Raw genomic sequence first — 13,083 nt, forward strand, 5'->3', positions numbered from 1 at the left:
GTGCATCGTGAGCAGAGGAGGTCGAGTCCGCCATCCGGACTTGACCTCTTCTGCTCACCCGACGGCTTCGCGCCCGGTCCGGTCACCGGCGGTTCGCCCTTCGGCGAGGAACCCGGTGAAGGCAGCGCGCACACGGTCGAGGTCCGGCTCGAGCCCGGTGATGTGTCGGAGGCTCGCGACCGCCTGCCCGACGGCCATCCAGCCACCGTCGACCACCCGGAATCCGGCCACACGTGCCGACCGGACGAGCGGCGTCTCGAGCGGGAAGTAGACGGCGTCGGAGACCCAGGCGCCTCGGGGGAGCAGCACGGGGTCGAAGGCCTGTCGCGGGTCGTCGTTCATGCCGAGCGGTGTCGCGTTGACGGCTCCGTCCGCCGTCGCGAGCACCTCGGCGGCATCGGTCATCGCCAGGACACGGGCGTCGACGGGGGAGTCGATGGGTGGCTCGAGCGTCGCGACGAGGGCCTCCGCGCGGCCGACGTCCGCATCGACGACGTCGAGCCGCCGGGCACCGAGTCCGACGAGCGCGTGGGCGATCGCCGAGCCCGCACCACCGGCACCGAACTGCACGACGTGCTGCCCGGCGACCGAGCCGAGACCGCGTTCCACGGCGATCCGGAAGCCGGTCTCGTCGGTGTTGTACCCGATGCGGCGGCCGTCGCGGAACAGCACGAGGTTGACCGCACCGATCCGGGCAGCCCGTGGGTCGAGCGCATCGAGCAACGGGACGACGGCCTGCTTGCAGGGGTGCGTGACGTTGACCGCGCGGTACCCCTCGGCCTCGGCGGTGGCGAGCAACTCCGGCAGATCGGCCGCAGTCCGGCCCACCACGTCGAGGTCGAGCAGGCGGTACTCGTAGTCGAGTCCGAGCAGCTGGCCTTCCGCCTCGTGCATCAGGGGAGTCAGCGACCGCTGCAGTCCGGCGCCGATCAGCCCGACGAGCGTGTGCGGCATCGTTCCTCCCGTGGCGTCGACCGGCCATCCGACAGTAGCGCGCCGTGCACGGAGTCCCGATACGTCATCAGCGCGGTGGGCGTACCGTCCGGCGCATGAGCTACAGCCAGCCAGACCCAGCAGAAGAGACCACCCAGAGCGAGACACCGGAGCAGCCGGACACCGACCAGGAGAACCTGGAAGAACAGGGCGGTGAACCGGCGGCGCTCGAGATCGACGCCGACGACGTCCCGACGAAGCCTGTCGACTGACGCGGTCGCCCGGCGATGTGCTTCGTGAGCAGGAAAGGTCGAGTCCGCGCGTGGGACCCGACCTTTTCTGCTCACGAAGTCCCTTGGTGTCGCTTGTGAGCGTGCGCCGATAATGCATATTATGTCAACTCAGATCCGGACAGGGGCTCCCCGTGCGTGAACTCGTCCTGAAGATGTCGATGTCGTTGGACGGCTTCGTGGCCGCTCCCCAAGCTGAGTCGGACTGGATGTTCCGCGGCGGGAGTCCGGACTCGATGGCTTGGGTGCTCGACGTCGTCGCTGGTGCGGGCGTGCACGCCTTCGGCCGCAAGACCTTCGAGATCATCTCAGGTTTCTGGCCGACGGCGCCCGGGCCGATCGCCGAACCGATGAACCGGATCCCCAAGGTCGTCTTCACCACGCAACGTGACTTCGATCCGCGAACAGTGGCAGTCCCCGACTCCGACTCCCCTGCGGCGGCGACCTGGACGGGTGCACGAGTCGCAGCCGGACCGCTCGAAGCCGAGGTGACAGCGCTCAAGCAGGAGTCGGGCGGGTACGTCCTCGCGCAGGGCGGGACGGAGTTCGGTCGCAGCCTGGTCCGGGCTGGTCTGGTCGACGAGTACCGGCTGGCCGTCCTGCCCGTCGCGCTCGGGTCAGGCGATGGCGTGTTCGCCGACCTGACGGACGAGCTCGACCTCGAACTGATCAGTTCTCAGGCCTTCGCCGGCGGCGCGCTCGGACTGGTGTACCGACCGAAGCGCTGAGCAGTTCAGGAGACAGCGCTGAGAAGTTCGCGTGACAGCGCTGGGCAGGTCAGACGACGGCGACGGTCATCCCGGTCGACGTGGCGGGACGGTCCATGGCGACGATCGCTTCGGGCAGGTCGTCGAAACCGATCGTCCGACCGATTGAGTCGTCCGGACGCAGTCGCCCGGTGACGACGTCGGCGAGCATCGCCGCGTACTCCCCCACGGAGATCCCGTGGCTGCCGAGCAGTTCGAGCTCATCAGCGATGACGCGGCCCATCGGGATCACCGGGTCGGCCTCGTCGTCGAGCAGCAGGCCGACCTGCACGTGACGTCCCCGAGGGCGCAGGGAGGCGACCGCTGCGACGGAGGTCGCTCGGCTGCCGAACGCGTCGATCGAGACGTGCGCGCCGCCGTCGGTGCGAGCGCGGACTGCGGCGACGGCTCCCTCGTCCATCGGCACGGTGACGGCACCGAGTGCCGCCGCACGTTCGAGCGCCGCCGACGAGACGTCCACCGCGACGACCTGTGCGCCCGCCGCGACCGCGACGATGATCGTCGACAGGCCGACGCCGCCGCAGCCGAACACGACCACCCACTCCCCTGCTGCGACCCGACCTCGGGCGTGCAGGGCGTGGTACGCCGTCCCGAACCGGCACCCGAGTGCTGCGGCCTCGGCGAAGCCCACGGCGTCCGGGAGCGCGACCACGTTGACGTCGGCGTGCGGGATGACGACCGACTCGGCGAGGGAACCGGGCAGCGTGAACCCGGGTTGCTGCTGGTGCGTGCACACCTGGGTGGCGCCGTCGACGCACTCCGGGCACGTCCCGCAGGCGAACACGAAGGGCGCGGTCACACGGTCACCGACCGAGACCCGGGTCACCGCGTCCCCGACGGACGTGACGACACCGGCGAACTCGTGCCCGGGGACGTGCGGCAGCGAGACGGAGTCGTCGTGCCCCTTCCAGGCGTGCCAGTCACTGCGGCACACCCCGGTGGCTGCGACCCGGACGACGACACCGTGGTCCGGTGCCACCGGATCGGGCAGGTCGACGATCGACGGGGCGGATCCGAACTGGTCGTACTGGACTGCGCGCATCCCGCCATCGTCCCAGACGGTGGTGCCGCGTTGTCCACAGGCGACGGATTGGCCGTTGCCCGCCGGTGGCGACCGCCGGTTCACTGGTCCCATGGACGAACCGACCCCACTGCACTTCTCAGCCGACCCCGCCGACCTCGACGTCGACCGCGTGCACCGCTGGCTCAGCGAGCAGTCGTACTGGGCACGGGGTCGCAGTCGTGCCACCCAGGACGCGATCATCGCCGGGTCCCGCAACTTCGGCGTCTACGACACGGCGACGGGTGCGCAGCTCGGGTACGCCCGGGTGATCACCGACGGGGTGACGTTCGGCTGGCTGGCCGACGTCTTCGTCGATCCGGACGCTCGTGGCCGTGGTGTCGGCGTCGCCCTCGTGCAGGGCGTGACCGAGGCGATCGAGCCACTCGGGTTGAAGCGGTTCGCCCTGTTCACCGCGGATGCGCAGGCACTGTACGAGCGGTTCGGGTTCCGTGCGCTCCCCGACCCGGAAGGCTGGATGATGCGCCCCGGGCCGGGGTTCGGCGCCGACGTGCACGACTGAGCCGGACGCCGTGACCTCAGTACTCGATGCGGCCGTCCCGGTTGTGGAACTCTCCCGTGGGCCCGTCCGGCCCGACGGTGGCGAGCGCGACGGTCGCGTCTGTGCCCTCGGTGATCGTCTGGTGGCCACCGAACCCGTTGAACTCGGTGGCGGTGTACCCGGGGTCGCTGGCGTTGACGCGGAACCCCGGCAGGTTCTTCGCGTACTGCACGGTCAACGCGATCACCGCGGCCTTCGACGCGGCGTAGGGCACCGCCGGCACCGCGTACTCGTCGTGGCCCGGGGTCGTCAACCACCGCGCGAACCCGACGCCCGAGGCGACGTTCACGATCACCGGGTGGTCGGATGCCCGCAGGAGCGGGAGCGCCGCCTGCGTGACCCGGACGATGCCGGTGACGTTGGTGTCGAGCACGGTGGCCATCGCGGCGGCGTCGAGGTCGTCGACGCCGAACGACGTCCCGAGGATGCCGGCGTTGTTCACGAGCACGTCGAGGACGGGGATGGTCGCGATCGCGGCGTCGATGCTGTCCTGGTCGGTCACGTCGAGCCGGACCACCTGGGCACCGAGGGCGCGTGCTCCGTCGCCGGTGGACGGATCGCGCATGCCGGCGTACACGGTGTGGCCCGCGTCGACCAGGCGGCGGACGGTCTCGAGCCCCAGGCTGCGGTTGGCTCCGGTGATGAGTGTCGTTGTCATGCCCCCACTCTCCGCCCGAGCGGCTGACTCCCCCAGGCACCGTGCGACGGTGGGACCAGCAGTACCAGGACGGACAGGAGGCGCGGGGCGAAGATGGTGGACATGAGCGAGTTCGCGAGTGTGTTGCGTTCCTGGCGCGACCGCGTCCGTCCCGAAGAGGTCGGCCTGCCGGCCGGGCCCGGCCGACGGACCCCCGGTCTCCGACGCGAGGAGCTCGCAGCGCTCGCCGGGGTGAGCGTCGACTACGTCGTCCGCCTCGAGCAGGGCCGCGCGCTGAACCCCTCACCGCAGCTCCTCGGCGCGCTCGCCACTGCGCTCCGGCTCACCGCGGCCGAGCGCGACCACCTGTGCCGGGTCGCGGGCGTCGCTCCCCCGTCGCTCCAGGTCGTCCCGCGGCACATCACCCCCGGGGTGCAGCGGCTCGTCGACCGCCTCGGCGACGTCCCGATCGCGGTGTTCACAGCGACGCACGACATCGTGCTGTGGAACGACCTGTGGGCTGCGCTGAACGGTGACCCCTCGCGGGCCGTCGGCATCGAGCGCAACCTGGTGTGGCGGCACTTCATGCACGCACACGACGGCGTCGAGTGGGACGACGAGCACCAGGAGGAGTTCTCGAGCGACCTCGCAGCGGACCTCCGGCAGGCATCCGGCCGCTACCCCGCCGACCGCGACCTGGCCGAACTCGTGGCGCGGCTCCGCCGGGAGTCACCCGAGTTCGAACGCCGCTGGGACACCGGTCGCATCGCCGAGCACCGGGCGAGCCGCAAGCAGGTGCACACGCCCGTCGGCCCGATCGAGATCGACTGCGACGTGTTGACGGTCCCGGGTGGCGACCTGCGGATCGTCGTGTACACCGCGGTCCCCGGAACCGAGGATGCCGCGAAGCTCGACCTGCTGCGGGTCACCGGCCTCCAGCAGTTCACGACGGCGCCGTGACCGCGATGGGCGAGCACGACCGCTGACGTCCGGACGGCGGCTGGTCCCCTGGCTAGTGGTCCGAACGAACGACTGCCGGAGCGGTCCACGCTCGGCTCAGGACGGCGTCGTCAGGTTCGTACATCCGGAGGATCGGGCGGAAGTCCCCGGCGGGGCTCGGGAGCCAGTTGGCGTCCGGGTCCGCTGGCCGCTCGTGGCTGATCGTGATCGTGAGTGCGCCGTCCGGGTCGCGGACGATGCCGGGTGTCCGGTCGCCGACCGAGTAGCGGTCGATGGGGTTCGCGACGAGGTAGAAGTCGGGCATGGAGTACATGGTCAGTGACCAGAACCCGCCGACGGGAGGGGTCGGATCGAGACGGAGCGTGTAGGTCCGGGACCCCGTGAGCTGCTCACCCTGGTCGTCGACGTACGTCATGATGTACGCCGCCTCGTACGCGTGGTTGCCCCACAGACCACCGAGTGCCGCTGCGGCACCCACCTCGAAGAAGTCGAGGTTGTAGTCGAAGGCGTGCAGGGTGAGCTTCCAGCCGTTCACCTGCGGGCTCGCGCCCGAGGTGAGCGCGTGCTCGAGCGCCGCTCGTCCGGCGTCGAGACCGGCGGCGAGCCTCTCGTGCGCGGTGGTGGACAGGTCGAGGTACGGGGTGGTCGGCGCGGTGGTGCCGGCGGGCGCCAGCGACCGCTGCAGTTCGCGGTCGCGTGCCGCGGGCGGGAACTGCTGGGACCAGACGCGGAACTGCTCGAGGAAGACCAGGTCCTCGGGAACGGCTGGGTCCGGTTCGGCGAGGCCGATCGGACGGGCAGCGGCGTCCAGCGGTGTCAGCGTCGTCGCGTCCTGGAGCGCGTGCACGGCGGGCAGGTCGTCGTCGCTGCTCACCGCCCAGCGGCCGACGATGGACGCCACCGTCGTCGGGAAGTGGATGACGGTCGTGCCCGACGGTGCGGAGTCGTCCCACGTCGGCGGCACGAGGAGGAACTCTGCCGCATGGGTGCCGGTCGCACGGTGGCCGACGTAGGCGAAGTTGTCCGTCCACGCGGACACGAACTGCAGCACGTAGTACCGCCCGGCCGTGTCGGGCACGCGCAACCGGACCGGTCCGACGCTGAGGTCGATCTGGGCCATCGAGTACAACGTGTCGTTGTTGATGGTGACGAACGTGTCGTCCGGCCCGGCGAGGGTACGGGCGTGTCCGAAGGAGTTCCACGGTGCCGCAGGAACCGCACCGACACCGGTCTCGACGTACCGCGCGACCTGCGCGAGGTTGAACACCAGCGGGAAGCCGTACAGGTACGCCTTCGTCAGGAGTGCTCGGTCGGCATCGCTGCTCACTGCTGTGTCGGTCATGCAGCGATCTCACCGCGAACCGCCGCCAGTGGCTTCACCCCGAACGGGTGAGCAGGCTGCGATGCGACTTCCGGCATCCCCCTGATCAGAGCTCGTGCCTCACTGCGACGAGCTCGGGCTCAGCGCTTCCTCGTCCGCCGCGACGTCCTTCTGCACGGCGAACTGGGTCCGGTGCAACTCCTCGTACCGTCCGCCCACGGCCAGCAGTTCCTCGTGGGTCCCACGCTCGACGATCGAGCCGTCCTCGACCACCAGGATCAGGTCCGCGCTGCGGATGGTCGACAGTCGGTGGGCGATCACCATCGCCGTCCGCCCCTCGAGCGCCTCGCTGAGCGCAGCCTGCACGGCGGCCTCGGACGTCGAGTCGAGCGCGGCGGTGGCCTCGTCGAGGATGACGACGCGCGGCTGGGCGAGCAGGAGCCTGGCGATGGTCATCCGCTGGCGCTCGCCGCCGGACAACCGGTAGCCGCGCTCCCCGACCATGGTGTCCAGCTGGTCCGGCAGGGAGCGGATGAGCGGTTCGAGCCGCGCACGCCGGACGGCGTCCCACACCTCGTCCTCGGTCGCCTCGGGCCGTGCAAGGCGCAGGTTGGAGCGGATGGTCTCGTGGAACAGGTGGCCGTCCTGCGTCACCATCCCCATGGTGTGTCGCATGGAGGCGAACGTGACGTCGCGGACGTCCGACCCGGCGAGTCGTACGGCGCCGCTGTCGACGTCGTACAGGCGGGAGAGCAGCTGCGCGATCGTGGACTTGCCCGCTCCGGAGGTGCCGACGAGGGCGACGGTCTGCCCCGGCTCGATCCGGAACGAGACACCGTGCAACACCTCGTCACCGCCGCGGGTGTCCAGCGTGGAGACCTCCTCGAGCGAGGCGAGGGAGACCTTGTCCGCTGCGGGGTAGGCGAAGCGGACGTCGTCGAACTCGACCGCCACCGGGCCGTCGGCGACGGTGCCGGCGTCGGGCTTCTCCTGGATGAGCGGTTCGAGGTCGAGGACCTCGAAGACGCGCTCGAAGCTGACCACCGCGCTCATGATCTCGACCCGGGCGTTCGCGAGGCTGGTCAGCGGCGCGTACAGGCGGGTGAGCAGGAGGGCCAGCGTCACCACGTCGCCCGTGTTCAGCTGGCCACCGAGTGCGAGGGCACCGCCGACCCCGTAGACGAGCGCGAGGGCGAGCGCGGAGACCAGGGTGAGGGCGGTCACGAAGACGAACTGCAGCAGGGCACTCCGCACCCCGATGTCGCGGACCCGGGCGGCGCGGACGCGGAACTCCTCCGCTTCCTCGTCGGGCCGGCCGAACAGCTTCACGAGGGTGGCGCCGGGCGCGGAGAAGCGCTCGGTCATCTGCGTGCTCATGGCGGCGTTGTGGTCGGCGGCCTCGCGGCGCAGTGCGGCGAGGCGGCTGCCCATGCGCCGCGCGGGGACGAGGAAGATCGGGAGCATGACGATCGCCAGGACCGTCACGAGCCAGGACGTGCTGAGCATGACGGTCAGGGTGAGGATCAGCGCCACGAGGTTCGTGACCACGCCGGACAGCGTGCCGCTGAAGGCCTGCTGCGCGCCGATCACGTCGTTGTTGAGGCGGCTGACGAGGGCACCCGTGCGTGTGCGGGTGAAGAACGCGATCGGCATCTTCTGCACGTGGTTGAAGACGGCGGTCCGGAGGTCCAGGATCACGCCTTCGCCGATGCGTGCCGAGAACCAGCGTGTCGCGAGCGACACCCCTGCGTCGCCCACGGCGACCAGGGCGATGACGACCGCGAGCCGGACGATCGTGCTGAGCGCGCCCCGGGCGACGATGACGTCGACCACCCGGCCGGCGAGCACCGGTGTCGCGACCGCGAGGACCGCGCCCACGACGGAGAGGACGATGAAGACCACCAGCTTGGCCCGGTAGGGCACCGCGAACGTCAGGATCCGCCGCACCGACTCGCGCGAGATGCCGTGCTTGCCGTCCTTGGCGGTGGAGATCTTGTACAGCGAGCTCCAGGCCACGCCTTCCATGCTCATGGCAGTCAGGATACGTCGGTCCTCGCGCCCCTCAGACCGCGGTGAACACCAACGAGGCGTTCTGCCCACCGAACCCGAACGAGTTGTTCAGCGCCGCACGCATGGCCGCGGTCCGAGCCGTCCCCGCCACCACGTCGAGGGCGATCGCCGGGTCCTGGTGCTGCAGGTTCAGCGTCGGCGGCACGACCCCGGTCTCGAGTGCCCGGACCGTCAGGATCGCCTCGACTGCTCCCGCCGCACCGAACATGTGCCCGATGGCGCTCTTCGGCGCGGTGACGAGCGCACCGGTCCCGACAGCACGACCGATCGCCGCTGCCTCACCGACGTCCCCGACCGGGGTCCCGGTCGCGTGCGCGTTGACGTGGTCGATGTCCGCACCGGTGAGCCCGGCCATCCGGATCGCCGCCGTCATCGCGCGCTCCTGCTCGCTGCCGTCCCCGCGCGGGGCGGTGATGTGGAACGCGTCCGACGTGATCCCCCACCCGGCGAGCGTCCCGTGCGACCGCTGTGCGCGGGCGGCGGCGTGCGAGGCCCGCTCCAGGACGACGAACCCGGCACCCTCGCCGAGCACGAACCCGCGGCGGTCGGCGTCGAACGGTCGCGACAACGTGGTGGGGTCGTCACCGTCGGGCTTCGCGAGGGCCTGGGACTGCGCGAACGAGGCCATGGTGACCGGGGTGACCGCCGCTTCGGTGCCGCCCGCGATGACGACGTCGGCCTCCCCCGTGACGATGAGCCGCGCGGCCGTCGCGATCGCCTCGGCACCGGACGCGCACGCCGAGACGGTCGTGTACGCACCGGCGCGGGCGCCGTACTCGATGCTGATCTGCGCTGCGGCCCCGTTGGCCATGAGCATCGGGACGGTCCGGGGCGACACCCGACGCGCGCCCGAGGCGCCGAGCACGTCGTGTGCATCGAGCAACGTCTCCACTCCCCCGATGCCGGTCCCGACGACGACGGCCAGGCGGTCGCCGTCCACCGCGGGCGCGCCGGCGTCGGCCCAGGCCTCGCCGGCGGCGACGAGCGCGAGCTGCTGGCTGCGGTCGAGTCGGTTCGCACGGACGCGACCGAGTGCGGAATCGGCGTCGAGTGCTGCGTCGGCACCGACCATGATCGGCACCCGTTCCCAGAGCTGCCCGTCGCGGTGCAGCTCGTGCACGCCGGAGCGTCCGGCGACCAGGGCGTCCCACAGCGGCGCGACGCCGTGGCCGAACGGGGAGACCGCGCCGTAGCCGGTGATGGAGATGTCCACGAGTGCTCCTTCTTGTACGTTGAACAAGTGGAGTTGTATCACGTACAATTCAGGGATGGCAACCACCGACGGCGCCGGGACGACCCGCGGCGCAGCGACCCGGGCGAGGATCCTCGCCGCGACCGCCGGACTCCTCAGCGCAGGGGCAGCCGGTCGCGCGGGCGGAGTGAGCACCCCACGCCACGCCGTCACCGTCAGCGAGATCGCCCGTGCGGCCGGGGTCTACCCGAACCAGATCACGCACCACTACGGCTCGAAGGACCGCCTCGTCCTCGACGCCGCCTTCGCGCTCTTCCTCCGCGACACCACGCGCCTGCAGGTCGCCGGTCGGCGAGCCGGGTCCGCCGACGCGTTCCGTCAGGTGCTCGCACGCACCGCGCTCGCCATGCCGTCGACACTCCTCGTCGTGCGCGCGCTGGCCGCCGCCGGTGACGACGACGCCCAGCGGGAGCGCGTGCGGCTCCTGCTCGCGGTCCTGTTCCGGCAGTCGGAGCGCTACCTCGAGCGCGTCGTCGCCGAGCACGGCTGGACGAGTCCGAGCGGTGTCGGCCGTGATGCCCGGACGTTCTGGAGCGCGGTGTTCGGCGCGACGCTCCTGGCCGACGCGGGCGTCACCGGCGGGCCGTCGGACCTCGACCTCGCAGGCACGGTGTCCATCCGCTGAGCGCGGGACGACGACCGGCGAGGGCTACTCGCCGAAGCCGCTCCGCACCAGCTCCACCAGTGCGTCGACCGCGACCTGCGCATCGGTCCCGCTCGCCTCGATCGACACGGTGGCGCCCTTCGGCAGTGCCAACGCCATGATCGCCAGCAGGCTCTTCGCGTCCACGCCGTTCACGCGCACCGCTGCGTCGTACTTGGCTGCCGTCTTCACGAACTCCGCCGCGGGGCGGGCGTGCAGGCCGGTCTCGTTCACCAGTTCGACGCTCTCGGACGCGGCCACGTCGTCGACGCTGGCAGCCCCGTCACCCGGCCCCGGGCCTCCCGGCTGGTCACCGGACGGACGGGAGGCGCTGCTCGCGTCGTCCGCGGACCCTGCGGCGGACGCCGCAGCAGCGAGCACTGCCTCGGCGTCACCACCCGTCTGGGCCGCGACGGCCGCGGCGACCGCGCCCTCGACGAGGGGCGCCTGCGAGACGTGCACGCGTGCGCGGACGTCGTCGTCGAGGAAGTCGAGCGCCGTGTCGGTGGTCAGGTAGGCCGAACCGAGGTCGCACAGGACCACGACGGCGTCGGCGTCGGCGAGCTCCTCGATGCCGGCGGTGATCGCCTCGAACGACGTGCCGATGCCGCCGTCGTCGGTCCCGCCGGCCGCGACGAGCGGTACGTCGGCCGCCATCTGTCGGGCGAGTTCGACGGTGCCGGAGGCGATCGCGGCGCTGTGCGAGACGATCAGGATGCCGACGGTCACGCGGCGGAGCCCGTCGTCGCGTCCACCGCGGCGCGCAGGATGTACGCCGTCGACTGTGCACCCGGATCGCGGTGCCCGACGGCGCGTTCGCCGAGGTAGCTCGCACGCCCCTTGTGGGCGACGAGCGGTTCGGTGGCCTCGGCGCCCGAGGCGGCGGCGTCGGCCGCGGCGGCGAGCACCGCTGCCGGGTCGTCACCGGCGGCGGCGGCAGCGGTGGCGGCGTCGACCGCGGGGGTCCAGGCGTCCACCATCGTCTTGTCGCCGACGGCGGCCTTGCCGCGCGAGACCACGCCGTCGCGGGCTGCGGCGAGCACGGCGACGAGCGTGTCGGCGTCGAGCTCGGTCGCGTCGCCAGCAGCCTGGGCTGCCTTCAGGTACGCGGTGCCGAACAGCGGGCCGGCGGCGCCGCCGACGGTCGAGATGAGCTTCGTCGCGACCGTCTTGAGCACGGCGCCGGGCGTGTCGAAGGACCCGCCGTCGACGGCCTCGAGCACGGCGCGGAAACCGCGGTCGAGGTTCTCGCCGTGGTCCCCGTCACCGATCTCGCGGTCGAGCGTGACGAGCTCTGCCCGGTGTTCGTCGATCGTCGCAGCGGTGCGACGGACCCAGTCGATGGCCCATGCGGTGTCGAGCGCCAATGCGGTTCCCTTCGTGTTCCCGGCCCGGTGGGCTCGGTGTCGTGGTCGGTGGTCGAGCGGCCGTACTCGGCCGCTCAGCGGCCCCAGCGCAGTGCCGGGGTCTCCACCGGTGCGTCCCAGAGTGCCGTGAGTTCCTCGTCGAGCACCGTGACGGTGAGCGAGAACCCCTGCATCTCGAGGGACGTGACGTAGTCGCCGACCAAACTACGCGTGACGTCGTACCCGCGGTCCGTCAGCACCTCGGCGGCGCGGCGGTAGGCGATGTACAGCTCGGACAGCGGGGTGCCGCCCATGCCGTTGACGAGCAGGAGCAGCTTCGAGCCGGCCGGGGCGTCGAGGTCGGTCAGGATCGGTTCGAGCACACGGTCGACGAGCTGGTCGGCAGGTGCCATCGGGATGCGCTCGCGCCCGGGCTCGCCGTGGATGCCGATGCCGAGTTCGACCTCGTCGTCGGCGAGCGTGAAGGACGGCTCCCCCGCGTGCGGCACGGTGCCGGATGCCAGGGCCAGGCCCATCGACCGCGTGACGTCGTTGACGTGGCGGGCGACCGCGGCGACGGCGTCGAGGTCGTCACCGCGCTCGGCCGCGGCACCGGCGCACTTCTCGACGACCACGGTGCCGGCCACGCCGCGGCGACCGGCGGTGTAGAGCGAGTCCTGCACGGCGACGTCGTCGTCGACCACGACGGCCTCGACGCGGATGTCGTCCATCTCGGCGAGCTCGGCGGCGGTCTCGAAGTTCAGGACGTCGCCGGTGTAGTTCTTCACGATGTGCAGGACGCCCGCGCCGCCGTCGACGGCCTTGGTGGCCGCGACGATCGGATCGGGGGTCGGACTCGTGAACACCGGGCCCGGGACGGCGGCGTCGAGCATGCCGTATCCGACGAAACCCGCGTGCAGCGGCTCGTGCCCGCTGCCACCGCCGCTGACGATGCCGACCTTGCCGGCGACGGGTGCGTCGGCGCGGTGCAGGTGGATCGGGTCCTCGACCAGGACGACGTGTCCGGCGTGTGCCCGGGCGAATCCCCGGACGGTCTCGTCGACCACGGCCTGCGGGTCGTTGATGAGCTTCTTCATGCGCGTGCCTCCACGGGTACGGGGCCGAGCCGAGGCGAACTGCACACCGCCGTCGTCGACCGGAGTGCGCCCAATCTACATCCGACGCCCGGGCGCTCGTTCGTCCGGTCTGCACGTTCGTGCAGTGCGACGGGGACGCGTCACC

14 protein-coding genes are annotated in these 13,083 nt (G+C 71.4%); 5 read left to right on the forward strand and 9 right to left on the reverse strand.

The window, feature by feature from the left end; translation table 11 throughout:
- Positions 1-54 precede the first annotated feature (54 nt).
- Positions 55-954 (reverse strand): shikimate dehydrogenase, encoded by a 900-nt coding sequence (locus EDF31_RS15530; RefSeq protein ID WP_131846789.1) that lies wholly within the window; start codon positions 952-954, stop codon positions 55-57.
- A 95-nt stretch (positions 955-1,049) separates the two neighbouring features.
- Between EDF31_RS15530 and EDF31_RS20055 the strand changes: the two genes are divergently transcribed.
- Positions 1,050-1,205 carry a hypothetical protein gene (locus EDF31_RS20055; protein ID WP_159571359.1) on the forward strand — a complete coding sequence of 52 codons (156 nt, stop codon included), beginning with the start codon at positions 1,050-1,052 and terminating at the stop codon, positions 1,203-1,205.
- A gap of 152 nt (positions 1,206-1,357) precedes the next feature.
- The gene (locus tag EDF31_RS15535) at positions 1,358-1,951 is read left to right on the forward strand and encodes a dihydrofolate reductase family protein (protein ID WP_131846790.1); all 594 of its coding nucleotides are present in this window, start codon (positions 1,358-1,360) and stop codon (positions 1,949-1,951) included.
- 49 nt (positions 1,952-2,000) lie between these two features.
- Here EDF31_RS15535 and EDF31_RS15540 read toward each other — a convergent pair whose 3' ends face one another.
- Positions 2,001-3,032 carry an alcohol dehydrogenase catalytic domain-containing protein gene (locus tag EDF31_RS15540; RefSeq protein WP_131846791.1) on the reverse strand — a complete coding sequence of 344 codons (1,032 nt, stop codon included), beginning with the start codon at positions 3,030-3,032 and terminating at the stop codon, positions 2,001-2,003.
- A gap of 91 nt (positions 3,033-3,123) precedes the next feature.
- Between EDF31_RS15540 and EDF31_RS15545 the strand changes: the two genes are divergently transcribed.
- Positions 3,124-3,573 carry a GNAT family N-acetyltransferase gene (locus tag EDF31_RS15545; RefSeq protein ID WP_131846792.1) on the forward strand — a complete coding sequence of 150 codons (450 nt, stop codon included), beginning with the start codon at positions 3,124-3,126 and terminating at the stop codon, positions 3,571-3,573.
- 16 nt (positions 3,574-3,589) lie between these two features.
- Here EDF31_RS15545 and EDF31_RS15550 read toward each other — a convergent pair whose 3' ends face one another.
- Positions 3,590-4,270, reverse strand: coding sequence for an SDR family NAD(P)-dependent oxidoreductase (locus tag EDF31_RS15550; RefSeq protein ID WP_131846793.1), 681 nt, complete (start codon positions 4,268-4,270; stop codon positions 3,590-3,592).
- 102 nt (positions 4,271-4,372) lie between these two features.
- Between EDF31_RS15550 and EDF31_RS15555 the strand changes: the two genes are divergently transcribed.
- On the forward strand, positions 4,373-5,209 hold the full coding sequence (locus tag EDF31_RS15555) for a helix-turn-helix transcriptional regulator (protein ID WP_123294411.1): 837 nt from the start codon (positions 4,373-4,375) through the stop codon (positions 5,207-5,209).
- Positions 5,210-5,261: 52 nt separating this feature from the next.
- Here EDF31_RS15555 and EDF31_RS15560 read toward each other — a convergent pair whose 3' ends face one another.
- The 3 genes from EDF31_RS15560 to EDF31_RS15570 all read right to left on the reverse strand — a co-directional run bounded on the left by EDF31_RS15560 (position 5,262) and on the right by EDF31_RS15570 (position 9,813).
- On the reverse strand, positions 5,262-6,551 hold the full coding sequence (locus EDF31_RS15560; RefSeq protein WP_131846794.1) for a DUF1254 domain-containing protein: 1,290 nt from the start codon (positions 6,549-6,551) through the stop codon (positions 5,262-5,264).
- A gap of 99 nt (positions 6,552-6,650) precedes the next feature.
- On the reverse strand, positions 6,651-8,561 hold the full coding sequence (locus tag EDF31_RS15565; protein ID WP_131846795.1) for an ABC transporter ATP-binding protein: 1,911 nt from the start codon (positions 8,559-8,561) through the stop codon (positions 6,651-6,653).
- A gap of 31 nt (positions 8,562-8,592) precedes the next feature.
- The gene (locus EDF31_RS15570; RefSeq protein ID WP_131846796.1) at positions 8,593-9,813 is read right to left on the reverse strand and encodes a beta-ketoacyl-[acyl-carrier-protein] synthase family protein; all 1,221 of its coding nucleotides are present in this window, start codon (positions 9,811-9,813) and stop codon (positions 8,593-8,595) included.
- A 55-nt stretch (positions 9,814-9,868) separates the two neighbouring features.
- Between EDF31_RS15570 and EDF31_RS15575 the strand changes: the two genes are divergently transcribed.
- The gene (locus tag EDF31_RS15575) at positions 9,869-10,477 is read left to right on the forward strand and encodes a TetR/AcrR family transcriptional regulator C-terminal domain-containing protein (RefSeq protein WP_131846797.1); all 609 of its coding nucleotides are present in this window, start codon (positions 9,869-9,871) and stop codon (positions 10,475-10,477) included.
- Between the two features lie 24 nt (positions 10,478-10,501).
- Here the strand turns inward: EDF31_RS15575 and dhaM are convergent, their stop codons facing one another.
- From dhaM to dhaK, 3 genes are all read right to left on the reverse strand, one after another.
- Positions 10,502-11,224: a dihydroxyacetone kinase phosphoryl donor subunit DhaM gene (gene dhaM / locus EDF31_RS15580; RefSeq protein WP_131846798.1), complete on the reverse strand. Its 723-nt coding sequence runs from the start codon at positions 11,222-11,224 to the stop codon at positions 10,502-10,504.
- Positions 11,221-11,862: a dihydroxyacetone kinase subunit DhaL gene (dhaL, locus tag EDF31_RS15585; RefSeq protein WP_131846799.1), complete on the reverse strand. Its 642-nt coding sequence runs from the start codon at positions 11,860-11,862 to the stop codon at positions 11,221-11,223. The genes dhaM and dhaL overlap by 4 nt, the downstream gene beginning before the upstream one ends.
- A gap of 74 nt (positions 11,863-11,936) precedes the next feature.
- Positions 11,937-12,938 carry a dihydroxyacetone kinase subunit DhaK gene (dhaK, locus tag EDF31_RS15590; RefSeq protein WP_131846800.1) on the reverse strand — a complete coding sequence of 334 codons (1,002 nt, stop codon included), beginning with the start codon at positions 12,936-12,938 and terminating at the stop codon, positions 11,937-11,939.
- Positions 12,939-13,083 lie beyond the last annotated feature (145 nt).

This window comes from Curtobacterium sp. PhB142, assembly GCF_004341255.1.
Classification (GTDB): domain Bacteria; phylum Actinomycetota; class Actinomycetes; order Actinomycetales; family Microbacteriaceae; genus Curtobacterium.